The sequence below is a fragment of the Mesorhizobium sp. M0029 genome (assembly GCF_040323735.1).
Taxonomy (GTDB): Bacteria; Pseudomonadota; Alphaproteobacteria; order Rhizobiales; family Rhizobiaceae; genus Mesorhizobium.
This window is the reverse complement of sequence record NZ_JAMYVF010000006.1, coordinates 278,170-301,783: the sequence shown is the minus strand read 5'-3', so window position 1 is coordinate 301,783 and position 23,614 is coordinate 278,170. Positions and strand designations below refer to the sequence as shown.

Here is a 23,614-nt window from a genome sequence, read left to right as displayed (position 1 = left end):
GAGAGGACGCGATGACCGACCGCCGCACAGTGTTAATGGCCGCCGGAGTTGCGGCAGTCGCCGCGGCCACCGGGGCAGCGGCTGCGCAATCGCCAGATATTCGAGCGACAGATATTCGCGGCGCAGTCACGTTCGTGGGCGGCAAGGCTATCCCGGAAGGTCATCTCGAAATCTATCTCGAGGATCCCGCCATCCAGGACAGTGGGCGACGCCGCGCCGCCAAAACCAGCCTCAAGAGCGAGGGCGGCTCAAAGACGATAGAATTTTCCTTGCCCCTGCCCGCAAGCTCGACCGCTTCACCAACGCTGCAGGTCGTTGCGCGCCTGGAGCGTGCGGACGGCTGGCTGGTGGCGCGGGGCAGCGCGCAGTTCGAGGCGGGCTTGCCCGTCCATGTCACACTCAAGGCAGTTATCTATTGAAGGACGAGATGCCATATCCTGATTGCGGGCCTGCATGCAGCTGACGCCATCGACGCCGCTTACGCTGGTCGGAATCCTGGCGTCCTTTCGACGTGCGTTTTCGGGCATCGTCCTGATGAGCGGGGTCGTCAACGTGCTGACCCTGACCGGCTCGTTCTTCATGTTGCAAGTCTATGACCGCGTCGTTCCGGGTCGCAGCGTGCCGACGCTGGTCGGCCTGGCGGTGCTTGCGGGAACATTGTTCGTGTTTCAGGGAGTGCTGGAGCTGATCCGCTCTCGCCTCATGGTGCGGCTGGGACAGGGGCTGGACGCAAAGCTGAGCCCGTCGGTCTATTCGGCGTTGATGCGCCTGCCGCTGCGCGCCAAGCCTTCCGGCGACGGGCTGCAACCCCTACGGGATCTCGATCAGGTCCGCTCCTTTATCGGCAGTGCCGGACCGACCGCTTTGTTCGACCTGCCATGGATGCCGCTCTATATCGGCATCTGTTTCATTTTTCATTTCTGGATCGGCGTTACCGCGCTTGCCGGCGCCGTTGTCCTGTTTGCACTGACGCTTCTGGCCGAATTCCGGACCCGCGGCCCGACAAGGATCGCCGGACAGCACGCGGCCGTCCGCAGCACGTTGGCCGAGGCGACAAGGCGCAATGCCGAAGCCATGCAGGCCATGGGTTTTGGCGGGCGTATCGCCGAGCGGTGGTCTGCCGTCAATGCCGAGTACCTGAACGCCCATGCGGCAGCCAGCGATGTCGCGGGAACGCTTGGCACGATTTCCAAGATCCTGCGGTTGATGCTGCAATCGGCAATGCTGGCGATCGGCGCTTATCTGGTCATCAAGCAAGAGGCGACCGGCGGCATCATGATCGCAAGCTCGATCATGATGGGCAGGGCGCTGGCTCCGATCGAACTGGCGATAGCGCATTGGAAGGGTTTCATTTCGGCGCGGCAAAGCTGGGCACGCCTGAAGCAGCTTCTGTCCGCGCTGCCGGAAGGCGCAACCGGCGTGACCCTGCCCGCGCCTGTCAGCGCGCTGGCGGTCGAGAATGTCAGTGTCGCGCCGCCGGGCGAACGCACGCCGGTGGTGTGGGATGCAAGTTTTTCACTGGCCAGGGGAGCAGGCCTGGGGGTCATCGGCCCGAGTGCTTCCGGCAAATCATCGCTGGTGCGTACGCTTGCAGGTGTCTGGCTGCCGGCGCGCGGCGCCGTGCGGCTGGACGGCGCGACGCTTGACCAGTGGCCGGCCGACGAGTTGGGCAAACATATCGGCTATCTGCCACAGGATGTGCAGTTGTTCGACGGAACGATCGCGCAGAACATCGCCCGCTTCGACCCGGATGCGTCGTCCGACATGGTGCTTGCGGCAGCCAAGGCCGCCGGCGTGCATGATCTCGTCGTGCATCTGGCCGACGGTTACGACACAAAGGTCGGCGAAGCCGGCGCCTCGCTCTCGGCGGGGCAACGCCAGCGTGTCGCGCTGGCGCGCTCTCTTTATGGCGATCCGTTCCTGGTCATCCTGGACGAGCCGAATTCCAATCTCGACTCGGAGGGTGAAGTGGCCTTGTCCGCCGCCATCCAGGGCATCAGGGACCGCGGCGGCATCGTTATCGTCGTCGCGCACCGATCCAGTGTGCTGGCCAATGTCGATACGGTGCTGCTGATGGCCAATGGCCATGTGCAGGCCTTCGGTCCGAAGGACGAGGTGCTGAACAAGGTCTTTCGATCCGCCGCGCCGCTCAAGGTCGTTGCCGCCACGGAGAGAGGCGTTCCGGCATGAGCGAGGACAGATCCGCTTTGCATCATCGGCAGGTCCGCCGCTATCTCGTGGCTGGCGTTGCTACCTGTCTGCTGCTTGTCGGAGGTGTTGGCGGTCTGGCGGCAGTGACCAAGATGTCGGGTGCGGTGATCGCAGCTGGCCGGCTGGTGGTCGATTCCAATGTAAAGAAGGTTCAGCATCCGACGGGCGGCGTGGTCGGCGAGATCAGGGTGCGTGAAGGCGACCGGGTCAAGGCGGGCGATATTCTCGTACGGCTGGATGAAACGACAACGCGCGCCAATCTGGCGATCGTCTCAAAAGGTCTGGATGAGTTTTATGCCCGGTTGGCGCGCCTGGAGGCGGAGCGTGACGGCAAGGACACGATCAGCTTTCCGGACGTTTTGACATCGCGGCGCGACGAAGCCGGTGTCGCCGCATCGATGGCCGGAGAACAATCGCTGTTCGATTTCCGGCACCAGGCGCGGTCTGGCCAGCGATCGCAATTGCGCGAACGGATCGCGCAGTTGACGCAGGAGAGTGCCGGCCTGACCGAGCAGTTGCAGGCGAAACGCCGCGAGATCGAGCTGATCCAGATCGAGCTGGAAGGCGTGCGGTCGCTCTGGCATCGCAAGCTGATAGGAATCGACCGCATGACGTCGCTGGAACGGGACGCGGTGCGGCTCGAAGGCGAGCATGGCCAGTTGACCGCGGGAATTGCCCAGGTGGAAGGCAAGGCGTCCGAGATCGAACTGCAGATCATCCAGATCGACCAGGATCTTCGCAGCGAGGTCGCGACCGATTTACGCGATACCCAGGGAAAGATCTCCGAGTTCGTCGAACGCAAGGTAGCGGCCGAGGACCAGTTGAAGCGCATCGATCTGCGCAGCCCGCAGGATGGCGTGGTGCTGCAGTTGGCGGTGCATACGATCGGCGGGGTCATCACCCCCGGCGAACAGGTGATGCAGATCGTACCGGTGACGGACGACCTGACCGTTGAAGCGCATATCGCACCGCAGGATATCGACCAGGTGACGATGGGCCAGAATGCGATTTTGCGCCTGTCGGCGTTCAATCGGCAAACCACGCCGGAGCTGACCGGGACGCTATCGCGGATCTCGGCCGATCTCACCATCGAAGAGCGCACCGGAGCAGCCTTCTATGTGGCGCGGGTGACGCTGCCCAAAACCGAGGTCGCCAAGCTGCGCGGGCTGGCGCTGGCGCCAGGCATGCCGGCCGAAGTGTTCTTCCCGACCGGCGACCGGACGATGCTTCCTATCTGGTGAAGCCGCTGTCGGATCAGATCCAGAAAGCTTTCCGGGAAGAGTGAAGCCGCACGTTTGAGAGCTAAAGCCTTGGGACCGGCTGGTTGCCGGTCCCCAAGGGGTAGCCCCTACTCCGCTGCCTCATACCCCGCGATGCCCTTGATCTCGAGGAAATCCTCCAGCCCGTATTCGGCGTATTCGCGGCCGTTGCCGGATTGCTTGTAGCCGCCGAATGGCAGGCCGGCGTCCCATTGCGGATAGTTGATGTAGACATTGCCGGTGCGCATGCGGGCGGCGACTTCGCGGGCCTTCTCGATATCCTTGGCCTGGATGTAGGACGCCAGCCCATAGACAGTGTCGTTGGCGGTGCCGATCGCCTCTTCCACGGTGTCGTAAGGCATGATCGCCAGCACCGGCCCGAAGATTTCCTCGCGCGCGATACGCATGTCCGGCGTCACGTCGGCGAACACGGTCGGGCGGACATAGTAGCCGCGGTTGAGTTCGGCCGGACGCCCCGGTCCGCCCGCCACCAGAGTGGCGCCTTCATCGATGCCGGCCTGAATCAGGTCCTGGATCTTGTCGAACTGGATCTGGCTGACCACAGGGCCGAGCTTGGAGCCGGCTGCATCGGCCGGGCCGACGGTGAACTTTTCCGCCGCCGTCCTGGCATAGCCGGTCGCCTCGTCGTGGCGGTCGCGCGGCACGAACATGCGGGTCGGCGCATTGCAGGACTGACCTGAGTTGCTGAAGCAGCCGGCGACGCCCTTGCTGACGGCCTTTTCCAGGTCGACATCGGGAAACAGGATGTTGGCCGACTTGCCGCCAAGCTCCTGATGCACGCGCTTGACCGTGTCGGCCGCAGCTTTGGCGACGAGGATGCCGGCGCGGGTCGAGCCGGTGAACGACATCATGTCGATGTCGGGGTGGCTGGACAGCGCCTGGCCGACGCCCGGTCCGTCACCGTTGACGAGATTGAAGACGCCCTTCGGAACGCCGGCCTCGTCGATGATCTCGGCGAAGATGATGGCGTCGAGCGGGGCGACTTCCGAAGGCTTCAGCACCATGGTGCAGCCGGCGGCGAGCGCGGGTCCGACCTTGCAGGCGATCTGGTTCAGCGGCCAGTTCCACGGCGTGATCAGGCCGACGACGCCGATCGGCTCCTTGACGATCAAGGACGAGCCCTTGATGTGGCGGAATTCGAACAACTTCAGCACCTCGGCCATCTTCATGAGATGCGCGAGGCCAATGCCGACCTGGCTGTCGAGCGCCATCTGGCGCGGCGCGCCCATCTCGCGCGACACCGCCAGCGCCAGGTCGGCGCTGCGCTTCTTGTAGATCTCGATGACGCGGTTGAGGATATCGAGCCGTTCTTCGGCCGAGGTGAAGCCAAACGTATCGAAGGCGCGCCTGGCGGCGGCCACCGCCTTGTCGACATCGGCCTTGGAGCCGAGCGAGATCCGCGCGAAGGCGTCTTCGTTCGAGGGGTCGATGACGTCGAGCGTGTTGGGCACGACCGGATCGACCCAGGCGCCATCGATATAGAACTGCAGATTGTGAGACATGGGTTTCTCCTCGGGGAATGATTGGGGGGCGATCGCCGATCGTCGTATCGGTTCAGAGATAACGATGCGGCAAGAGCGATGTCAAACGCAAGGGCGGGCGATTGAGCCAGACGGCTACAGAAGCGTATGCCCGGCCGCGACCAGAAGCCCCCGTGCCGCGGCTTCATCCTTGGCTTTGACGAGCAGATGGTCGCCATCGAAAGTGGATACCAGGAAAATGCCAAGTTCGTTTTCCGACAATGGCTTTATTACCGACAGCACGATGCCTGTTTCATCGAAGGCAAAGGGACCCTGGAGTTTCAGGGCGACCCAGTCCCTGTCGTGCTTCACCCCGTCTGGCACCCGCTCCTGCAGGCAGACGATCGAAAGCTCGTCCTCGGTCCTGGTGATGCTGACGAAGCCCGGCCCGTCCGCCCAGCCGGGAATGCTCTCTTTTGCTTCGAGGCGCGAAACTGCGTACCGCCCCGAGAGCGGCTTCAACCGGACCCTGACTGCCACCCGATCCTCCTGCTTGTTGGCGATCACGCCAGCTTCTTGCTCATATAGACCGTTATGCCGTTCATGAACGGCTCTTCGCGGTCGATCACATAGCCATGCTTCTTGTAGAGCGACACATTGGCCTCGAAGGCGCCATTGGTCAGCAGCCGCAGTTCGAAGCGGCCGGCCCCACGCGCCTTCTGCTCAGCCCGTTCAAGCAACAGCCGGCCGATCCCCCTGCCCTGCGCTTGCGGTGCGACGCAGACATTCTCGATCCAGAGGTGATCGTCCTCCAGCATGGTCTCGATCATGCCGACAACACGGCCATCCTCGACGGCGACATCGAAGGGATGTTCGGCGACCGCCTTGTCATAGTCGGCGCGCATCGGCAGCGGCTCGCGGCCGATCAGAGGCACCCATTTGGCATAGGCGGCACGCACAATGTCCTTGATGGCAGCAGCGTCCGCCGGTTGGGCCGGCCGAAACAGGATGGAAGAATTGGACATGGCAAAGGCTCCAGACATGAAAACCCCGCCGGCAGACGTCGCGGGCGGGGCTGGAACGAACGAACCGATTTAGTGTGCCGGTCTTTGTCGTCGCGCCTTGCCGCTCCGCACTGTGCAGAGGCGACGTCGCTGGGCGATGGCGAGCGAGAAAATGGACATGACGCCACGCTGGAGTGCAAGACGCAGAGCGTCAAGCTGCATAACCGAGCCAGTCATCATGTTTGCATGGCACAGGCAAGATTGAAGGCATTGCCGACCGTTCGCAAAGATCGATCATTCCAACAAGAACAATTTGTTGGAAAGATCGATTCTGGAATGACATTCTCCTGAGGTACTTGCCTGGAGAATTGCATTGTCTTCCGCCGCCCAGCTAGCGAACGATATTCCGATCAGCATGATTTCCGCCGATCTGGCCGTGGGCCGGAAGCGGCTCGGTTCCGTGTGGAATGGCGTCATCCCCGGGATCGTGCTGGTGGCGATGATTACGGGGGTGGCCTTCTCGGCCCATAATGTCTCCGGCTTCGCGCTGTTCAGCCCGATGATCCTCGCCGTCGTCGCCGGCATGATCTATTCCAACGTGCTCGGCACGCCCGCCCACGCCAAGGCCGGCATTGCATTCTCGCAGAAGCGCCTGCTGCGCTTTGCCATCGTGCTGCTCGGCTTTCAGCTGACGCTCGGCCAGGTTGTCTCCATCGGCGCCGGCGGCGTCGGCATCGTGGCGCTGACCCTTGGAGCGACCTTCGTCTTCACCATTACGCTTGGCCGGCTGATCGGCGTCGACGCCAAGCTGGCGCAGCTGATTGCCGCCGGCACCTCGATCTGCGGCGCTTCGGCGATCGTTGCCACCAACATCGTCACCGATGCGCGCGACGAGGACGTCACTTATGCCGTCGCCTCGATCACGCTGTTCGGCACCGTCGCCATGCTCGGCTTTCCGCTGCTGGCGCCGGTGCTCGGCCTCGACCAGCACGCATTCGGCCTGTGGGCCGGCGCCTCGATCCACGAGGTGGCACAGGTCATCGGCGCCGGCTTCCAGAACGGCGCCCAGTCCGGCGAGATCGCCACCGTCGCCAAGCTGACCCGCGTCGCCCTGCTGGCGCCGATGGTCATCGCGCTCGGCCTGATGGCGCGCCGCAAGAGCAATGGCGATCGCCCAAGCGACCAATCCGGTGCGCGGCCGCCGATGCCGTGGTTCGTCGCCGCTTTCATCGCCGTCGTGGCGCTGAACAGCCTGGTTGCCGTGCCGGCCGAAGTGAAGTCGGCCATGGCGTTCGCCACCACCATCATGCTGACCATGGGGCTCGCCGCCATGGGTCTGCAGGCCAACATTTCGCAGCTGCGCTCGCGCGGCCTTCGCCCGCTGGCGCTCGCCTCCTGCGCCTTCCTGTTCATCGGCTGCTTCAGCCTGATGCTGGTGAAGTTCGCTTAATCCTCGAACGAACTCGCCGCGACATAGATCGCGGCAAGCGCCTCGATGCCGGCCTGGTCGTCCTTGTCGAAGCGGCCGGGCGCCGGGCTGTCGAGGTCGATCAGGCCGAAGACGCCGTCATTGTCCCTCAGCAGCACGACGAGTTCCGAGCGCGAGTCGGCGTCGCAAGCGATGTGGCCGGCAAATTCATGCACATCCTTGACCAGCATCGACATTTCGAGATCGATGGCGGTGCCGCACACGCCCTTGCCGACGGCGATGCGCACGCAGGCCGGCTTGCCCTGGAACGGTCCAAGCACCAGCTCCTCGTCCGACGCCAGGAAATAGAAGCCGGCCCAGTTGAGATCGGGCACCATCTGGAAGATCAGCGCCGATGTGTTGGCGGCGTTGGCGACGGAGTCGCTCTCGCCTTCCAGCAGCGCCTTCAACTGGGTGGCCAGTTCGCGGTAGAAGGCTGGCTTGTTGGTGCTGTCGATGGTCTGGGCCGCAAACATGGCGTCGTCTCCATTGCCGGCGGGCCAAAAAGCCCGCTACATTTCCTGTCTGCCACCAATGACGCTCCCAGGAAATACACAATTGTGAATACCGACCGCGCCAGCCAAACACACGACCGGGCGCAACCCGCAGCGAGCGAAGGTCCCCTCACCTTCGCCGTGCTGGTCTTTCCCGGCTTTCCGATGATGGCGTTCAGTTCGGTGATCGAGCCATTGCGCGCCGCCAACGTGCTGGCCAAGCGCGATTGTTACCGCTGGGTGATCGTCGGCGCCGACCACGGCACGGTCGAGGCGTCCAATGGGGTTGTCATACAACCGGGGTTCTCGGCCTCCGGCGCGCCGAAGGTCGACCGCATCGTCGTCTGCTCGGGCGGCAATGCCGATCTCGTCGTCGCCGAGGACGCGGTTGCCTGGATCCGCAGGAGCCTGCGCGCCGGCGCCCATATCGGCGCGGTGGCCGACGCCGCCTTCTTCCTCGCCAGGGCCGGCCTGCTCGACGGTCATGCCTGCACCTTGCACTGGACCAGCCAGGCGGCATTCACCGAGGCCTTCCCGGATATCGAGCTCCGGCGCGATCTCTACGTCATCGACCGCAAGCGCTTCACCTCGGCCGGTGGCGTCGGCAGCCTCGACATGATGCTGGAGATCATCACCAACGATTATGGCGGCGAGCTCGCGGCGGGCGTTGCCGAATGGTTCGTGCACAGCCCCTTGCGTTCGAGCGTCGACCGCAAGCTGATGCCGCTCAGGCTGCGCACCGGCGTCCAGAACGAACTGGTGCTGTCGGCCATCGCCATCATGGAGGATGCGGTGGAAGAGCGGCTCGGCATGACGGAGCTGGCGGCAAGGCTCGGTGTCTCCTCCGACAAGCTGGAGCGCAATTTCCGCACCGAGCTCAGCATTTCGCCCAACGGCTATTACCGGCGCCTCAGGCTACGGCGCGCCGCCGACCTGTTGGCCCATTCGACGCTGATGGTGCGAGACGTGGCGCTGGCCTGCGGCTTCGCGTCCATGTCAAGTTTTGCCCGAGCGTTTCGCGAGGAGCATGGGCACGCGCCGAAGGCGATGCGGCGGCATTAGAGGGCGCTGCGCGCTAACGCGGTGAGATGTTGGCGGGACAGCGCCCCCCTCTGTCCTGCCGGACATCTCCCCCACACGGGGGGAGATCAGATGTCGCCTCGGCTTTCGCCAATCACCAACGTTGCAGGGCGAGCGGGACGCGAAAGCTGCTAATCTCCCTCCTTGTGGGGGAGATGTCCGGCAGGACAGAGGGGGGCGCGAAGGATCGCAACATTGCCCTTTGTATGCATGCCCTTCTTGCGGCATTTCGCACGACATCTGCGGATTCTCGCACAGACATTTTTCGGCGCATGGCTATGGTCTAGCCCTTCAGGAGGCGCACCCAATGAGCATCGTCGTTTTCGACCCCGACAGCACCGAGGATGTGGATTTCAAGGACCGCATGCGCCACCCGGTCGCGGCCGACTTCGCCGGTGGCATGTGGCTGTCGGACACCGAGCCGTCCTTCATCGATGCCGACGCGCTGCGCAAGGGTCGGCTGGCGAAACTGCGCGGCTGGATGCGCGAGGCGGGCTATGGGGGCGTCGTTTTGTTCGACCCCTACAACCAGCGCTATGCCACCGGCTCGCGCAACATGTTCGGCTATTTCCTGCGCAACTCGACGCGGTATTTCTTCATCCCGACCGACGGGCCGATCGTGCTGTTCGAATACCCGCAGAGCTACCATGTCTCGATGGTGCTCGACACGATCGACGAGGCGCGCCCGTCCAAGCTGGTATGGTCTTCGGTGTCGGGCCGCGACGACGAAACCGCCGGCCCCTTCGCCGACGAGATCGCCGAGCTTTTGAAGAAACATGGCGGCGGCTCGATGAAGCTCGGGCTCGACCGCTGCAGCCATTTGCAGGCGCTGGCGCTGGAAAAGCGCGGCTGCGACATCAGGGATTGTCAGGGCGAAATCCTGGCGGTGCGCGCGGTGAAAACACCCGAGGAAGTCAAATGCCTGCAGGTGTCGATGGCCGGCGCGGAAGCTGCCGTCTACGCCGTGCGCGAGGCAATCAAGCCCGGCGTATCCGAAAATGAGCTGTTCGCCATCATGTATGGCGAGGTGATCCGCCAGGGCGGCGAGTTCATCGAGACGAGGCTCCTCACCTCGGGCCAGCGCACCAATCCGTGGTTCAACGAGGCCAGCGGCCGCAAGATCCGGCCGGGCGAGCTTCTGGCGCTCGATACCGATACGATCGGCTGCTATGGCTATTATTCCGATTTTTCGCGCACCTTCCGCTGCGGGCCGGGCAAGCCGACCGACTATCAGAAATCGCTTTACCGCATGGCGCACGACCAGGTTCAGCACAACATTTCGATCGTCAGGCCGGGCATGGCGTTTCGCGAAATCGCCGAAAAGGCGTGGAAAATCCCGGACCGTTTCGTCGACCAGCGCTATACCTCGGTGATGCACGGCGTCGGCATGCATGGCGAGACGCCATTCATTGCGCACGCCATGGACTATGAAACCTACGGCCGCGACGGTGTTGTCGTGCCCGGCATGGTGGTGAGCGTGGAAAGCTATATCGGCGAGAAAGGCGGACCCGAGGGCGTCAAGCTGGAAGACGAAATCCTGATCACCGACACCGGCACCGAATTGTTGTCGCGCTTTCCCTACGAGGATGAGTTTCTGGAGAAACAGGTTTGATCGCAGCGTCCCTCACTAACGTCAGCGCGGTATCGCAAACCTTCGGGAATAGTCGCGGCAGCTATGCCTTCGTCATCCTAGGGCGAAGCAAGGAGCGCAGCGACGCGGCGCAGACCCTAGGATCCATGCCGGGACTCATCCGCGCCGCAACGGTGCAAGTTCTGCTCCGCCGCACTCTCCTACCAGCGTCACGGCATGGATCCTCGGGTCTCCGCGACGGAGCTTCGCTCCTGCTTCGCCCGTGGATGACGAAGGTGGGGAGGCACCGGCCAATCACCACTGTTTGCGCGACTTCGCTGAACGGAATGGCGGCGGTCGCGAACCAAGGCCTATCCGCATGAAAAGCCCCATCTCGATCAAACGCGGCGCGGTCGCCGCGGCGTTCATCGACCTCCAGGAAGAGCATCGGCAGGACAAGCGCTATCTGGTCGAAGGTTTTGGCGAGGTGCTGGCCAACGTCCAGCGCCTGCAGGCGGCGGCGCGGCGCAACTTCGTGCCGCTCTATCACTGGGCCTATGTCGTCGATACCGCCAAAGCGCGTCCGTTCCATCCGCTCGACGCCGACGGCAAGTCGGCTTTTTCCGACAAGAGCGATCCGCTGACGGAAATCTGCCCGGAAGTGGCGCCCGCGGCCGGCGAGACGATGCTGGTCAAGACGCAGGCCAGCGCCTTCGGCGGCGGGCCTGCCGCAACCGAACTCAAGGCGCGCGGCATCGAATGGCTGATCGTCGCCGGCGTCTGGACCGAGGCCTGCATCGATGCCACGGTGAAGGACGCGATCGCATCCGGCTTTCGTGTGCTTCTGGTCAAGGATGCCTGCGGCAGCGGCAGTGCCGCCATGCACCAGACCGCCATCCTCAACCTTGCCAACCGGCTCTATGGCGGCGCCGTCACCAACACGATAGACGCGTGCCGGCTGATGGCGGGCGACACCGTCGATGCATGGCGGGTCGAGGGCTCGGTGCCGCTGCGCTTCACCTTTGAAAACGCTGAACGGCTCTACGGCGAGCTCTGAGAGATGGGCACGGTCCACAAGCTCAAGATCGCCAGCCGGGGGAAATACGCCACCCTGCTCGACCCGGCGCTGTGGGAGTATATCGACCTGGTCAATGACTGGTTCCCGCCCGAAATCGCCGAACTTCCGATCGCCGAGCAAAGGTCGGTCTATGATGCGATGTGCCGCGCCTTCCATCAGGGTTATCCCAAGGGGGTTTCGGCCAGCGACGGCATCATCGCCGCCGATGAAGGACACGCCATCCCGATCCGCTACTATCGGATGGCGGGCAAGCCCGTGCGCGCCGTCATCGTCTACTATCATGGCGGCGGCTTTGTGCTGGGCGGGCTCGACAGCCATGACGACATCTGCGCCGAGATCTGCGCCGGCACCGGTTTCGACGTTGTCTCGGCCGACTACCGGTTGGCGCCGGAACATCCCCACCCGGCCGCCTTCGACGACGCGCTGACCGCGTTCGAATGGGCGGCGGTGACAACGGACCTGCCGATCGTGCTCGTTGGCGAAAGCGCCGGCGGCAACCTTGCCGCCGCGGTCGCGCACGCCTCGCGCCGCCACCTGCGCCGGGCGGTCGGCCAGGTGCTGATCTATCCCGGCCTCGGCGGCGACGAGAGTGCCGGCTCCTATGTCGAACATGCCGACGCACCGCTGTTGACACTGCGCGACATCGCGTTCTACCGCACCATTCGCGCTGCCCCGGCACAGTCGCCCGACGACCCGACTTTTTCGCCGCTGAGCGACAATGACTTCTCCGGCCTGCCGCCGACTGTCATCATCACTGCCCAGTGCGATCCACTGTCATCGGACGGCGAGACCTATCGCGACCGCATTGTTGCCGCCGGCGGCCGCGCCTGGTGGTATGAGGAGCCGCGGCTGGTGCACAGTTTTCTGCGCGCCCGCAAAAGTGTTCAGCGCGCCGGCGAGGCGTTCGTGTGCACGCTTGCAGCCATCGCCGCCGTCGCCGTGCTCGGCAAGAACGACTGGCCATATTGAGGCGGCGAAGCGCTGATCTCCCCCTCGTGGGGGTTGAGGAGTGGTCCGCGTAGCGGATGGAAAGCCAATTGCTTGGCTTTCCGAACGACGAAAGCCGGCAGGCCAGGGGGGGGCGCGAAGGATCGCGGCCCTTCAATATCCTAAATCAACGCAACGATTATCTGCGATGATACTCCAGTCGGCAGACGGGATGGCGGGACAGCGCCCCCCTCTGTCCTGCCGGACATCTCCCCCACAACAAGGGGGAGATTGGCCATCTACCACTGCGGAGCAGTGCACAAGAATTGCGGAAAAGCGAACATTTCCCGGTGTCCGCCCGCTTTATCATCACCTGCTCAGGCAACGGCGCCTCGGCGATCGCATCCGCCCCCAGCGGAAGCGGACCGTCGGGGCGCCCAACAAAAAAGGGAACGACGATGAAATTCATGCTGACCGACCGTAATTTGCACCCGCAGGCGAAGCCCGTTGCCGATGATTTCAGGAAGGGCGGTGTCAACCGCCGCGAATATCTCGCCATCATGGCCGGCTTTGGCGTCAGTGCCGCCGGCGCGCTGGCGCTGGGCGGCCTTTCCCCTTCGCCTGCCCGGGCCGAAGAGCCGAAACGCGGCGGCACCTTGCGCGTCGCCATGAACGTCAAGGGCTTCAAGGATCCACGTACTTTCGACGGCGTCGAAATGTCCAATGTAGCGCGCCATTGCAACGAATATCTGGTGCGCTGGAACCGCGACTTCACCTTCGAGCCGTGGCTGCTCGAAAGCTGGGAAACCAGCGACGACGCCAAGACGCTGACGCTGCATGTGCGCAAGGGCATCGCCTGGTCGAATGGCGACGCCTTCAACGCCGATGACGTCATCCACAATCTCAACCGCTGGTGCGACGCTTCCGTCCCCGGCAATTCGGTCGCCGCGCGCATGGGCGCGCTGGTCAATGCCGACACCAAGAAGCCGGTCGATGGCGGCATCGAGAAGGTCGACGATTTCACCGTAAAGCTCAATCTGCCGAAACCCGACATTTCGCTGATTGCAGGGATGGCCGACTATCCCGCGCTGATCATGCACCGCTCCTATGAGGGCGGCGACGATCCGATGAAGGCGCTCGCAATCACCACCGGCCCTTGCGAACTGGTCAGCGGGAAGGCCGAGACCAGTGCGGAGGTGAAGCGCAAGGACAAGCCCTGGTGGAAGGGCGACTTCTACCTCGACCGCATCAAATGGGTCGATTACGGCTCCGACCCCAACGCGATGCTGTCGGCGTTCGAATCCGGCGAGATCGACACCGACCATGAGACCGCGTCCGACGCCGTGTCGCAGACCGAACAGATGGGCTTGTTGAATTCCGAGATCGCCACCGGCTCGACCATCGTTGCCCGCTTCAATGTCGGCAACGCGCCTTATGACGACGTCAAGGTGCGCCGCGCCGCCCAGCTTGCGGTCGACAATTCGGCCGTGCTGGCGCTCGGCCTCGGCGGCCGCGGGAAGCCTGCCGACAATCACCATGTCGGCCCGATGCACCCGGAATTTGCCGATATCGGCCCGGCCAAGCGCGACACGGAACAGGCCAAGAAATTGCTCGCCGAGGCCGGCAAGACGGACCACGAATTCGAGCTGATCTCGGTCGACGTCGAATGGCAAAAGAGCACCGGCGATGCGATCGCCGCGCAGATGCGTGAGGCCGGCCTGAAGATCAAGCGAACCGTGCTGCCCGCCGCGACCTTCTGGAACGACTGGAGCAAATACCCCTTCTCCACAACCGAATGGCTGGGCCGCCCGCTCGGCGTCCAGGTGTTGGCGCTCGCCTACAAATCGGGCGCCGCCTGGAACGAAAGCGCCTATGCCGACAAGGAATTCGACACGCTTCTCGACAAGGCGCTGGCAACGCCGGACGCCGCCCAGCGCAAGGAGATCATGGCCAGGATCGAGCAGAATCTGCGCGATGCCGGCATCATCATCCAGCCCTACTGGCGGTCGGTCTACCGCACCTATCGCAAGGGCGTGCAAGGCTGCGAACAGCACCAGTCGCTCGAGCAGCATTTTGAAAAGGTGTGGCTGGAGGGGTGATCCTTCGGGGACGCCGCATACCGGCTGGCACCTGAGCGGTATGTCGCTCAGGTAGATACCTGCAGCGCACTCCGAGCATTTACGACGGTGTCTGTCTTGACGCGGCGATCGTGGATCGGTCTGGTGTGTCGACGAGGCGCCGCTGTGGGCTCGCGTCATTCCGGAGAATACACATGCGCGCCCGTTGGGCTTTCATTCTTGCACCCATTATTCCGGCGATCCTGCCCGGCTACAATTGGCATGCGAACCACCCTGAGATGGGGCCATTGTCGGGCTTCATCTTCGTAACCCTTGTTTTCTATGTTGTGGAGGCGATGGTAGGAATTCCGGCCTTCTATGTCCTCACCCGACGGCGCTGGCAGTTTTTTTGGGTATACGTCGTCGTTGGCTTTCTGGCAGTTTTTGTTCCAGCGTTTGTCTTCGGCCTCATTAAGTGGAGTCCTCCATTGGGAATCGGCGGAGTTCTCTATGCATGCTCCTTCATAGGGATACTCGGTGGCGCTACAGGGCTGATCTTCTGGCTTTTGGTGCGCCCAGACAAGGACCCTGTCGAACAGATTGCTTCGCACTTTACCTAGGTCAGCACCCCAAGATTGAGTTCAAGGCCTGATAGACTTTGGCCGCGATATTTTGCACGAGAACGCATGGACCACTTCGACCTAGGCACCTATCGCCGTCCAATCTCCACCGCCTCGGCCGAGACGCAGCGCTGGTTCGATATCGGGCTGAACTGGTGCTACGGCTTCAACCATGAGGAAGGCATAAAGTGCTTCGAGAAGGCGCTGGCGACAGATCCTGATTGCGCCTTCGTGCATTGGGGCATCGCCTATGCCGCCGGGCCTTTTTACAACCTCACCTGGAACGAGCACGGCAAGGACGAGCAGACCGTGCGGCCAAACGCTGCTTCGACCATGTCCAGCTCGCGCGCGATGTGGCGATCACCTCGTCGTGCCTGTGTCGGACGAGCGCGGAGGCGGGCCAAGCTGTTGTCACTGAAATCCCGCCGCCCGACCAGCCGAGTCGGCTTCGCCTTCTAAGAGAAAATCTCCGCCAGTTCGTCTACGCTGGTGCCTTCCCTAACCTGGCGCAGTTCAACATAGGCGACCGCAATGGCCACCGATGCCACCGTGGACACGACCGTCACGATAAGGACGCTTCCGAAAGCGCCGAAAATCAGGGCGACCGTCGAGAGGCCGCTGAAGAAAGCGAAAATCAGGCCGATCAGCAGGGCAAACATCATCTGGAAGGCAAGCGCCGCCAAAAACAGGATCAGCAAGACACCGAACATCGGCCAGCGGCTGCCCTTGGTCAGAGCACGGCTGCGCGACATCGCGCCAAACACGCCAAGCCGCTCCTGCATCAGCACCGGCACAGAAACCGATATGCCGAGCAGCCACCTGACGCCGGCAACGAGCAACACCACGAAGGCAATGATCGCTCCGAAGATCGGCACCAACATTCCGGCGATGCCCATCACGATGAGGCCAAGGATCATGGCCAAAAAGACAATCAGCCCCACCCCCAGCGTCGGCAATATGCTGCGCAAGGCTATCTGGATGCAGTAGCGATCACCGGGCGCTTGCCGTTCAGGTCCTCTATCGTCGCTTGCACCAGCGAGGACTGGAACAACAGCGCGCAAACGAAATAGATCAGGCTTAAAACGAGCGATAAGAACGAGCTGCTCATAATGACCCACTTCGCGCCGAGTGGAGGTGTGGCGATGTAGCCGTTGGGGCCGCCATTCCAGTGGTTCGACAGATTGAGCGCAACTGCTGGGAGGACCAGGAAAAGCGCCGCCAAAGCAATCATCAGACCGGGATTGCGGTCGATCACGGCGAAGGTGTTGTTGAAAACCCTGCCGATCTGGAACTTCTCAAGCCGCGCCGCCGCCGTCGATGCCACGATTACCCCTTCCGGCCCGAGCTAGATCCCGGCCAATCGCGCCAACATGACTGGCTGTTCTCGGGCCAAAACCTTCGTTACGAGAATATCTGCGCCAGTTCGTCGACGCTGGTGCCTTCCTTGACCTGGCGCAGCTCGACATAGGTGACGGCAATCGCCACCGAAATCACCGCCGAAACGATTGTCGACAGCAGGCTGCTTCCGATGGCGGCGGCAATGAGTCCGGTCGTGCTGATCCCGCCGCTCGCAATAGCAGCCTGAAACAGCAAGGTGAAAACCACTTGTAGCCCTATCGCAACAATGCCGAGGACCAGAAACAGCGCGAATATCCGCCAGCGGCTTCCCTTCGTCAGCGCCCTGCTTCGCGAAATCGAGGCGAAGACGCCAGGCCTTTCCTGAACTGCGACGGGCACAGCCACCGATATGCTGATCAGCCACATGGCTATGGGGATGAGCGACAGAAGTGCAATCACACCGCCGACGATGGGGATGGCCATGGTGATGACCGTTAATATCATCGCCACCAGAAACATTGCCACGATGATCACAAGACCAATTCCGAGCGTGGGGAGGAAGCTGCGCAGGGCTATCTGAATGCAATCGCCAATCGACGGGCGCTTGCCGTTCAAATCTTCGATTGTCGCTCGTACCAGCGCCGCCTGCGCCAGAAAGGCCAAGATCAGGAGCACCAGGCCGGCAATCATCGAAACGGCACCATAGCCCGCCATCGCCGATTGCTCGAAGCTCGCCCCAGGTACTGCTATCTTTGCAATCTGACTAAAGCTCCAGATGTTGTACAGCAGCGCAGGCAGCGTCGAAAAAAGGCCGACGATGGCGGCAAGTGGGACGAAGCTGCGTCCGATTACCGAAAACGTATTGCTGAAAGCCCTGCCGACGCTGAACCGTTCCGGCCGCTCGCTCGCGATTGACGTCATGTTACATTCCCCCCGACTAATGGATACCCGAAATCAGAAAGTATAAATCACCGATATTGATACTTGCGGTTGCCGCCGCTTGCAATTGCCTTGGCGTATTGCCAGTGTCGGCCCGCGAACCGCAGGTTGCATGGGGGCGAAAAGGTGACTGCTGCACAGCCGGACGCTGCGCAAGCCGAATGGCTGGCCAAACTGCACAAGCAGTTGCTGTCAGACGATTCGATCCAGTTCGACCTGCCGGCCTACAGACCACCCGAGACACCCGAGTGGCTGAGACCGCTGGGCGAGTTCCTGAAATCGCTCGGCCCGTACATGATCTACCTGTTCTGGGGCGCGGTGATCACAGGTGCCGCGATCATTCTGCTGCTGATTTTGCTTGAGGTGAAAGGCGTCGCCTGGGGCCTGCCCTGGTGGCGCAAAAAGAGCGTGACCGAGGCGGAAGCGACATGGCACCCCGACGTTGGCGCGGCACAGATCCTGCTGTCGGAAGCCGATGCCCTGGCCGCCCGCGGCGAGTATGACGAGGCGGTGCATCTCCTGCTTCGCCGCAGCGTTGCCGACATTGCCGGCCGCCTGCCCGACTTCCTGCGCCCGTCGCTGACCGCGCGCGATATCGCGGGAGCGGCGTCGCTGCCAACGCGGGCGCGCAGCGCCTTTACCCAGATCGCGCGCATCGTCGAGGCAGCGTTGTTCGCGCGCCGGCCGGTCGGGCCGGAAGGCTGGCAGGAGGCGCGCAGCGCCTATGAGCGATTCGTCTTCAGGGATGCCTGGACGTGAGTGACGCGACAGCCGACATCGCCCAGCAGGAACCGTTCAGCCGCAGGACGCTGTTCTGGGGCATTTTCGCCAGCCTACTCGCGGCCGCGGGCTTCTTCCTGTTGTCCACCTATGCGCCCGACTTTCGCCAGCCGAGCGCCGGTGGCGCAACGCCGCTGTCGAAGAGCGGCATCGGCTATGCCGGCCTGGCGCAATGGCTGAAGCTGACCGGCAAGGCGCCCGATATGGCGCGGTCCGACAGCGATCTCGAGACCGAGATGCTGCTGATCGTCACCATTTCGCCCGACAGCGACCCAGATGCGCTCGCCAACATCATCAAGCTTCGCAAGGGCCTGGATACGCTGTTCGTTCTGCCCAAATGGGCGACCTTGCCGCTGGCCTTGCACGAAGGCTGGGAGATGAAGATCCAGCGACTGCCGGATGTGGTGGTCAACGACTGGCTCGGCCGCATCGCCAAGGCCAAGCTCGGCGAAGGAGAAAGCACGGCCAAGCAACTCGACGTCTCAGGGCAAATGGTCAGCGTTCCCGACCAGTTGCAATGGGTGGCCGACGAACACCCGCTGATTGCCGCCGGCAACGGCAAGGCCGTGCTGACCGAGGTCGAAGACGAGCGGTTCTACATTCTGACGGACCCCGATCTCATCAACAACGCTGGCTTGAAAGATCCCGACAAGGCGGCGGCGGCGCTCAAGCTGATCGAGTTCCTCCAGCCCGAAGAGGGTGCCGTCATGTTCGACCTGACGCTGCATGGCGTCGGGCGAAAATACGATCTCGCCAAGCTTCTGGTCGAACCGCCTTTCCTGGCGCTGACGCTGACCATCCTGGCGGCGGCGGCACTTGCCTTCCTGCATGGCCTTGGCCGGTTCGGGCCGCCACGGGCCAATCAGCGCGCCATCGCCTTCGGCAAACGCGCGCTGGTCGACACCACGGCGATGCTGTTGCGCCGCGCCGGCCGGCTGGAAGAACTAGGCGACCGCTATGGAGCACTGGCACGCGTACGCGCCGGCGCGCTGCTCGGCGCGCCGCACGGTTTGCAGGGCGAAGCGCTCGACCGCTGGCTCGATTCCCGCGACAAGGACGAAGCCGGCGGTTTCACGACCCGCCTGCAAGCTGCGAACGCGGCAAAGACCCTGACACAAATGCATGATGCAGCCGAAAAGCTGCACGACTGGACGGCAAGGAGGCTCGGTGAACGTCGATGATGTGAAGGCCCTGGCGACACAGATCAGGGAAGAGGTGGCCAAGGCCATCACCGGGCAACACGATACGGTCGATCTGATGCTCACGGCATTGTTCGCCGGCGGGCATATATTGCTCGAGGGACCGCCGGGCACGGCCAAGACGATGACGGCGCGCTGCTTTGCCCAGGCGCTGGGCGTCGCCTATGGCCGCATCCAGTTCACGCCCGACCTGATGCCCGGCGATATCGTCGGTTCCAACATCTACAATTTCCAGACCGGGCAATTCACGCTGACGCGCGGCCCGATCTTCTGCGACCTTTTGCTCGCCGACGAAATCAATCGCACGCCGCCCAAGACCCAGGCCGCCCTTTTGGAGGCGATGCAGGAGCATGCCGTCACCTTCGACGGCACCACCCATGCGCTCGGCCCGAACTTCATGGTGGTGGCGACGCAGAACCCGATCGAACATCAGGGCGTCTATCCCCTGCCCGAAGCCCAGCTCGACCGTTTCCTGTTCAAGCACCGGGTGAGCTACCCCGGCCCCGAAGAAGAGAAGGCGATCATCATCCATCACGGCGGCGGCACCGCCTCGCATGACATCAAGCAGTACGGCATCACCGCCCAGGCCGACCGCAAGACGCTGGAAAAGGCGTTGGCGACCGTCGGCGAGGTAACCCTTGTCGACGATGTCGTCGACTATATCGCCAGGCTGGTGCGGGCCACGCGCGAAAGTCCCGATCTGGAGGTTGGCGCCAGCCCGCGTGCGGGCGCCATGCTGGCCAGGGCGGCACGGGCCCGGGCAGCGCTCGACGGGCGTGCGTATGTCATCCCCGACGACGTCAAGGCGCTTGCCGTGCCGGCGCTACGCCATCGCGTTATCCTGTCGCCGGCGGCGCAGATCGACGGCCGCCTGGTCGAACAGATCGTGACCGACCTTGTAGACCAGACGGAAGCGCCGCGTTGATCTATCCGAGCGGCCGGGCAGTCTGGGCAGGTGCGGCAGGTGCAATACCGGCCTTCCTGATCGCGCTCGCGCTGCCGTCGCTGTGGTATCTCGGCCTGTTGTGGATCTGCGTGCTGCTTGCTTTCCTGGCCGTGGACGCCGCCGCCGGACGCGGACGGGCTTCGCTGGATGCCAGCATCCATGCCCCGCCGCAGGTCAGCGTCGGCGGCCAGTTCACCGTCCATGTCACCGCCGGGCTCAGCGGACGGCCGCGCGCCGTGCAGGCGCGTCTCGGCCATGATGAGCGGCTGGAACCGCTGGGCGGCACCGGCGGCGCATTGACCGCTGAGGCCGGCAGCGCATCGCTCGATCTCAAATTTCAGGCGCTGCGGCGCGGCATTGCCAGGTTCGACCGCTTGTGGGTGCGCTGGCCCGGGCCGTTCGGCTTGGTCTGGAACCAGGTCGTACTGCCGATGGCGAGCCAAGTGGCGGTGCTGCCCGATGTCAGCAGCGCCCGCGACGAGGCGATCACCCTTCTGCAGCGCCAGGCGCTGCCCGACGGCCATGCGCAGCGCCGCGCCGGCCAGGGCCGCGAATTCGAGGCGCTCAAGGACTACCAGCCCGGCATGGGCCGGCGCATGATCGACTGGAAGCGCAGCGCCCGCCACGGCAGGCTTCTGGCGCGCGAATTCCGCATCGAGGAGAACAACAACATCGTCCTGGCCATCGATAGCGGCCGGCTGATGTGCGAGCCCGTCGACGGCGTGCCGAAGGTCGACCGCGCCGTCACCGCAGCCTTGCTGTCGGCGTTCATTGCGCTGAAGGGCGGCGACATGGTCTCCCTGTTCGGCTTCGACGCGCGGCCGCGCGTTTCCAGCGGCGCCGTGCGCGGCTCCGCCAGCTTCGCCATGATCCAAAAGCGGGCGGCGGAAATCGACTATTCCACCGAAGAGACCAATTTCACCCTTGCCCTGACGACCCTTGCAGCAAAGCTCGACCGACGCTCGCTGGTGATCATCTTCACCGACTTCGTCGATCCGATCAGCGCCGAACTGATGCTGCGCACAGTAGGCCGGCTCACCGAACGCCATCTGGTGCTGTTCATGATGATGAAGGATGTCGAATTGGAGACACTGGCCGACATGCCGCCGGACGCACCGGAGGATGTGGCGCGCTCGGTTGTCGCCGGCGGGCTGCTGCGCGAAAGGCAGGTCGTCATCGGCAGGCTCAGGCTGCTCGGCGCGCATGTCATCGAAGCCGACCATCAGAGGCTCGGGCCGGCACTGGTCGAGCGCTATCTCGAACTCAAGCGAGAGGATCTGTTGTGAACGCGCTGGTCGGCAAGGATGCGGTGCGCCAGTCGCTGGCGAGCTTCCGTTCGGAGCGCGAGGCCGACTGGAAGGCGTTCGAGGCGCTGCTTGCCCGGGTCGAGAAACGTGCGCCGCGCACGCTGTCGGAAGACGAGCTTTTGTCGCTGCCGCTGCTCTACCGCTCGGCGCTGTCCTCGCTTTCGGTGGCGCGGGCGACGTCGCTCGACAATGCGCTGGTCAGCTATCTCGAAGCGCTGTGCCTGCGCGGCTACTTCTACCTCTATGGCGCGCGTCGCGGCTTGCGGCAGCGCATCGGCGATTTCTTTCTGCATGACTGGCCGCATGCCATTCGCGATTTGTGGCGCGAGACCTTGCTGTCGGTCGTCCTGACCTTTGTCGGCGCCGGCGCCGGCTACTGGCTGGTGGCCAAAGACAAGGGCTGGTTCGACGCCATCATTCCGCCGAGCCTGGCCGGCGGGCGCAACCCGGATGCCTCAGTGGAAGTCCTGCGACAGGTGCTTTATGACGGCGCCGACAGCAATTTCCTGTCGGGCTTCGCCGCCTATCTGTTCACGCACAATGTCCAGGTGGCGATCCTGGCCTTCGCGCTGGGCTTTGCCTTCGCGGTGCCGAGCGTGCTCTTGATCCTGATGAATGGCTGCCTGCTTGGCGCGATGTTCCAGATCTACGTCGCCAAGGGGCTCGGCCTGGAGTTGGGCGGATGGCTGTCCATCCATGGCACCACCGAGATCTTCGCGATCGCCTTGGCGGGCGCCGCCGGCATGCGCATCGGCACGCGCATCGCCTTCCCCGGCGAACTGACGCGGATGACGGCTGCTGCCTATGCCGGGCGCGTGGCCGCCACCACCATGGTCGGGGTGACGATCATGCTTTTGTTCGCCGGCCTGCTCGAAGGCATCGGCAGGCAGGTGATCACCAGCGACGTGACACGCTATGCCATTGGCGGCGTCATGCTGACGCTGTGGCTTTGCTATTTCTATGTGTTCAGGGTGGTGCGGCATGGCAACCGCTAGGCGTGCTGCCGTCTCGACAATACGGCCGCTGGTCACGCCGGAAGGCGTCGATCTCCGGATCAAGCTCGCCGATGCCGGCACCCGCGCCGCCGCCTTCCTGCTCGACTTTGTCATCATCATCGTCACGGCGATCGTGATCTCGATCGTTGCACTGTTCGGGCTGGCCGGTCTCAAAGGCGAAGGCGCGCAGCCGCTGTTCATCGTCTGGATCATCCTGATCTTCTTCCTGCGCAACGCCTATTTCATCGTCTTCGAAGCCGGCCGCCGCGCCGCCACACCCGGCAAACGGATGCTCGGCATCCGGGTGGCATCGCGCAGCGGCGCCGGCCTGTCGGTCGATCAGGTCATTGCCCGCAACCTGATGCGCGAGATCGAGATCTTCCTGCCGCTATCGATCATCCTGGGCCGCGGCGAGATGGGGCTCGCCGACACGCTGACGACGATCTTCGGACTGGTGTGGACGCTGCTGTTTGCGCTCTTCCCGCTGTTCAACCGCGACCGCATGCGCATCGGCGACCTTTTGGCCGGAACGTGGGTTGTCGAGGCGCCGAAACTGGCGCTGGTCGAAGACCTGTCGCAACGCCAGGATACCACCACCCGCGCCTTCCGCTTCACCCAGGCGCAGCTCGATGCCTATGGCATCGCCGAACTGCACAAGCTGGAAGAGGTGCTGCGCCGCGACGACTATTTCGCCCTGAAAGCCGTGGCCGAGACGATCGGGCGCAAAATCGGCATGACAATCGAGCCGGTCGATTCCAGGGCCTTCCTCACCGCCTATTATGGCGAGCTGCGGGCACAGCTCGAACGCAAGCTTTTGCTGGGAACACGCAAGGCGGATAAGTACCAGCGGTAGATCGGAGT

Annotated in this window: 24 protein-coding genes; 17 read left to right on the top strand and 7 right to left on the bottom strand. The window is 63.5% G+C overall.

Annotated elements, in window-relative coordinates:
* Positions 1 to 11 precede the first annotated feature (11 nt).
* Genes NKJ76_RS13680 through NKJ76_RS13670 form a run of 3 tightly spaced genes read left to right on the top strand, consistent with a single transcriptional unit; the run spans position 12 to position 3,452 of the window.
* A complete protein-coding gene (locus NKJ76_RS13680; protein ID WP_352537649.1) occupies positions 12 to 419 on the top strand; it encodes a hypothetical protein in 408 nt (135 codons plus the stop codon).
* 34 nt (positions 420 to 453) lie between these two features.
* Positions 454 to 2,190 carry a type I secretion system permease/ATPase gene (locus NKJ76_RS13675; RefSeq protein WP_023805081.1) on the top strand — a complete coding sequence of 579 codons (1,737 nt, stop codon included), beginning with the start codon at positions 454 to 456 and terminating at the stop codon, positions 2,188 to 2,190.
* On the top strand, positions 2,187 to 3,452 hold the full coding sequence (locus NKJ76_RS13670) for an HlyD family type I secretion periplasmic adaptor subunit (RefSeq protein ID WP_352537648.1): 1,266 nt from the start codon (positions 2,187 to 2,189) through the stop codon (positions 3,450 to 3,452). Before NKJ76_RS13675 ends, NKJ76_RS13670 begins: the two co-directional genes overlap by 4 nt.
* A gap of 107 nt (positions 3,453 to 3,559) precedes the next feature.
* Here the strand turns inward: NKJ76_RS13670 and NKJ76_RS13665 are convergent, their stop codons facing one another.
* The 3 genes from NKJ76_RS13665 to NKJ76_RS13655 all read right to left on the bottom strand — a co-directional run bounded on the left by NKJ76_RS13665 (position 3,560) and on the right by NKJ76_RS13655 (position 5,976).
* On the bottom strand, positions 3,560 to 4,993 hold the full coding sequence (locus NKJ76_RS13665; protein WP_352537647.1) for an aldehyde dehydrogenase family protein: 1,434 nt from the start codon (positions 4,991 to 4,993) through the stop codon (positions 3,560 to 3,562).
* A gap of 114 nt (positions 4,994 to 5,107) precedes the next feature.
* Positions 5,108 to 5,491 (bottom strand): ACT domain-containing protein, encoded by a 384-nt coding sequence (locus NKJ76_RS13660; RefSeq protein ID WP_352537646.1) that lies wholly within the window; start codon positions 5,489 to 5,491, stop codon positions 5,108 to 5,110.
* Positions 5,492 to 5,514: 23 nt separating this feature from the next.
* On the bottom strand, positions 5,515 to 5,976 hold the full coding sequence (locus NKJ76_RS13655) for a GNAT family N-acetyltransferase (RefSeq protein WP_352537645.1): 462 nt from the start codon (positions 5,974 to 5,976) through the stop codon (positions 5,515 to 5,517).
* A 394-nt stretch (positions 5,977 to 6,370) separates the two neighbouring features.
* Between NKJ76_RS13655 and NKJ76_RS13650 the strand changes: the two genes are divergently transcribed.
* Positions 6,371 to 7,405, top strand: a complete 1,035-nt coding sequence (locus tag NKJ76_RS13650; RefSeq protein ID WP_444848994.1) for a YeiH family protein — start codon at positions 6,371 to 6,373, stop codon at positions 7,403 to 7,405.
* On the opposite strand, the gene msrC is transcribed toward NKJ76_RS13650, so the two are convergent.
* Positions 7,402 to 7,899, bottom strand: coding sequence for a free L-methionine (R)-S-oxide reductase MsrC (gene msrC / locus NKJ76_RS13645; RefSeq protein WP_352537644.1), 498 nt, complete (start codon positions 7,897 to 7,899; stop codon positions 7,402 to 7,404). The genes NKJ76_RS13650 and msrC overlap by 4 nt on opposite strands.
* A gap of 183 nt (positions 7,900 to 8,082) precedes the next feature.
* Here msrC and NKJ76_RS13640 point away from each other — a divergent pair, with 183 nt between their 5' ends.
* The 7 genes from NKJ76_RS13640 to NKJ76_RS13610 all read left to right on the top strand — a co-directional run bounded on the left by NKJ76_RS13640 (position 8,083) and on the right by NKJ76_RS13610 (position 15,708).
* Positions 8,083 to 8,979, top strand: a complete 897-nt coding sequence (locus NKJ76_RS13640; RefSeq protein WP_352537665.1) for a GlxA family transcriptional regulator — start codon at positions 8,083 to 8,085, stop codon at positions 8,977 to 8,979.
* Positions 8,980 to 9,304: 325 nt separating this feature from the next.
* Positions 9,305 to 10,609: a M24 family metallopeptidase gene (locus NKJ76_RS13635; protein WP_352537643.1), complete on the top strand. Its 1,305-nt coding sequence runs from the start codon at positions 9,305 to 9,307 to the stop codon at positions 10,607 to 10,609.
* Between the two features lie 337 nt (positions 10,610 to 10,946).
* Positions 10,947 to 11,624, top strand: coding sequence for an isochorismatase family protein (locus NKJ76_RS13630; protein WP_352537642.1), 678 nt, complete (start codon positions 10,947 to 10,949; stop codon positions 11,622 to 11,624).
* 3 nt (positions 11,625 to 11,627) lie between these two features.
* Positions 11,628 to 12,614, top strand: a complete 987-nt coding sequence (locus NKJ76_RS13625; protein WP_352535502.1) for an alpha/beta hydrolase — start codon at positions 11,628 to 11,630, stop codon at positions 12,612 to 12,614.
* 416 nt (positions 12,615 to 13,030) lie between these two features.
* Positions 13,031 to 14,671, top strand: coding sequence for an ABC transporter substrate-binding protein (locus tag NKJ76_RS13620; protein ID WP_352537641.1), 1,641 nt, complete (start codon positions 13,031 to 13,033; stop codon positions 14,669 to 14,671).
* 173 nt (positions 14,672 to 14,844) lie between these two features.
* The gene (locus NKJ76_RS13615) at positions 14,845 to 15,249 is read left to right on the top strand and encodes a hypothetical protein (protein WP_023694386.1); all 405 of its coding nucleotides are present in this window, start codon (positions 14,845 to 14,847) and stop codon (positions 15,247 to 15,249) included.
* Between the two features lie 66 nt (positions 15,250 to 15,315).
* Entirely contained in the window at positions 15,316 to 15,708 is a 393-nt protein-coding gene (locus tag NKJ76_RS13610; RefSeq protein ID WP_023694387.1) for a tetratricopeptide repeat protein, read from the top strand.
* Here NKJ76_RS13610 and NKJ76_RS13605 read toward each other — a convergent pair.
* The 3 genes from NKJ76_RS13605 to NKJ76_RS13595 form a co-directional block, all read right to left on the bottom strand.
* Positions 15,705 to 16,217: a hypothetical protein gene (locus NKJ76_RS13605; protein WP_023807912.1), complete on the bottom strand. Its 513-nt coding sequence runs from the start codon at positions 16,215 to 16,217 to the stop codon at positions 15,705 to 15,707. The two genes, NKJ76_RS13610 and NKJ76_RS13605, sit on opposite strands and share 4 nt — an antisense overlap.
* Positions 16,218 to 16,219: 2 nt before the next feature.
* Positions 16,220 to 16,573, bottom strand: a complete 354-nt coding sequence (locus tag NKJ76_RS13600; protein ID WP_023694389.1) for a hypothetical protein — start codon at positions 16,571 to 16,573, stop codon at positions 16,220 to 16,222.
* Positions 16,574 to 16,650: 77 nt separating this feature from the next.
* Complete coding sequence (locus NKJ76_RS13595; protein ID WP_023694390.1) at positions 16,651 to 17,508, bottom strand: hypothetical protein; 858 nt, start codon at positions 17,506 to 17,508, stop codon at positions 16,651 to 16,653.
* A gap of 144 nt (positions 17,509 to 17,652) precedes the next feature.
* Here NKJ76_RS13595 and NKJ76_RS13590 point away from each other — a divergent pair, with 144 nt between their 5' ends.
* Genes NKJ76_RS13590 through NKJ76_RS13565 form a run of 6 tightly spaced genes read left to right on the top strand, consistent with a single transcriptional unit; the run spans position 17,653 to position 23,606 of the window.
* The gene (locus NKJ76_RS13590) at positions 17,653 to 18,285 is read left to right on the top strand and encodes a DUF4129 domain-containing protein (RefSeq protein WP_352537640.1); all 633 of its coding nucleotides are present in this window, start codon (positions 17,653 to 17,655) and stop codon (positions 18,283 to 18,285) included.
* Positions 18,282 to 19,487, top strand: coding sequence for a hypothetical protein (locus tag NKJ76_RS13585; protein ID WP_023694392.1), 1,206 nt, complete (start codon positions 18,282 to 18,284; stop codon positions 19,485 to 19,487). The genes NKJ76_RS13590 and NKJ76_RS13585 overlap by 4 nt, the downstream gene beginning before the upstream one ends.
* Positions 19,474 to 20,430 (top strand): AAA family ATPase, encoded by a 957-nt coding sequence (locus tag NKJ76_RS13580; RefSeq protein WP_023694393.1) that lies wholly within the window; start codon positions 19,474 to 19,476, stop codon positions 20,428 to 20,430. The genes NKJ76_RS13585 and NKJ76_RS13580 overlap by 14 nt, the downstream gene beginning before the upstream one ends.
* Positions 20,427 to 21,737: a DUF58 domain-containing protein gene (locus tag NKJ76_RS13575; RefSeq protein WP_352537639.1), complete on the top strand. Its 1,311-nt coding sequence runs from the start codon at positions 20,427 to 20,429 to the stop codon at positions 21,735 to 21,737. Before NKJ76_RS13580 ends, NKJ76_RS13575 begins: the two co-directional genes overlap by 4 nt.
* Positions 21,734 to 22,753: a stage II sporulation protein M gene (locus NKJ76_RS13570; protein ID WP_352537638.1), complete on the top strand. Its 1,020-nt coding sequence runs from the start codon at positions 21,734 to 21,736 to the stop codon at positions 22,751 to 22,753. The genes NKJ76_RS13575 and NKJ76_RS13570 overlap by 4 nt, the downstream gene beginning before the upstream one ends.
* Positions 22,740 to 23,606: an RDD family protein gene (locus tag NKJ76_RS13565; protein ID WP_352537637.1), complete on the top strand. Its 867-nt coding sequence runs from the start codon at positions 22,740 to 22,742 to the stop codon at positions 23,604 to 23,606. The genes NKJ76_RS13570 and NKJ76_RS13565 overlap by 14 nt, the downstream gene beginning before the upstream one ends.
* The last annotated feature ends 8 nt before the right edge of the window (positions 23,607 to 23,614 follow it).

Excerpts from the sequence above, each read along its gene's own strand:
- NKJ76_RS13680 (WP_352537649.1), top strand. The coding sequence starts at position 12 with ATGACCGACCGCCGCACAGTGTTAATGGCCGCCGGAGTTGCGGCAGTC.
- NKJ76_RS13675 (WP_023805081.1), top strand. The coding sequence starts at position 454 with ATGCAGCTGACGCCATCGACGCCGCTTACGCTGGTCGGAATCCTGGCG.
- msrC (WP_352537644.1), bottom strand. The coding sequence starts at position 7,899 with ATGTTTGCGGCCCAGACCATCGACAGCACCAACAAGCCAGCCTTCTAC.
- NKJ76_RS13670 (WP_352537648.1), top strand. The coding sequence starts at position 2,187 with ATGAGCGAGGACAGATCCGCTTTGCATCATCGGCAGGTCCGCCGCTAT.
- NKJ76_RS13635 (WP_352537643.1), top strand. The coding sequence starts at position 9,305 with ATGAGCATCGTCGTTTTCGACCCCGACAGCACCGAGGATGTGGATTTC.
- NKJ76_RS13595 (WP_023694390.1), bottom strand. The coding sequence starts at position 17,508 with ATGACGTCAATCGCGAGCGAGCGGCCGGAACGGTTCAGCGTCGGCAGG.
- NKJ76_RS13665 (WP_352537647.1), bottom strand. The coding sequence starts at position 4,993 with ATGTCTCACAATCTGCAGTTCTATATCGATGGCGCCTGGGTCGATCCG.
- NKJ76_RS13610 (WP_023694387.1), top strand. The coding sequence starts at position 15,316 with ATGGACCACTTCGACCTAGGCACCTATCGCCGTCCAATCTCCACCGCC.
- NKJ76_RS13625 (WP_352535502.1), top strand. The coding sequence starts at position 11,628 with ATGGGCACGGTCCACAAGCTCAAGATCGCCAGCCGGGGGAAATACGCC.
- NKJ76_RS13620 (WP_352537641.1), top strand. The coding sequence starts at position 13,031 with ATGAAATTCATGCTGACCGACCGTAATTTGCACCCGCAGGCGAAGCCC.
- NKJ76_RS13640 (WP_352537665.1), top strand. The coding sequence starts at position 8,083 with ATGATGGCGTTCAGTTCGGTGATCGAGCCATTGCGCGCCGCCAACGTG.
- NKJ76_RS13650 (WP_444848994.1), top strand. The coding sequence starts at position 6,371 with ATGATTTCCGCCGATCTGGCCGTGGGCCGGAAGCGGCTCGGTTCCGTG.
- NKJ76_RS13615 (WP_023694386.1), top strand. The coding sequence starts at position 14,845 with ATGCGCGCCCGTTGGGCTTTCATTCTTGCACCCATTATTCCGGCGATC.
- NKJ76_RS13565 (WP_352537637.1), top strand. The coding sequence starts at position 22,740 with ATGGCAACCGCTAGGCGTGCTGCCGTCTCGACAATACGGCCGCTGGTC.
- NKJ76_RS13655 (WP_352537645.1), bottom strand. The coding sequence starts at position 5,976 with ATGTCCAATTCTTCCATCCTGTTTCGGCCGGCCCAACCGGCGGACGCT.
- NKJ76_RS13630 (WP_352537642.1), top strand. The coding sequence starts at position 10,947 with ATGAAAAGCCCCATCTCGATCAAACGCGGCGCGGTCGCCGCGGCGTTC.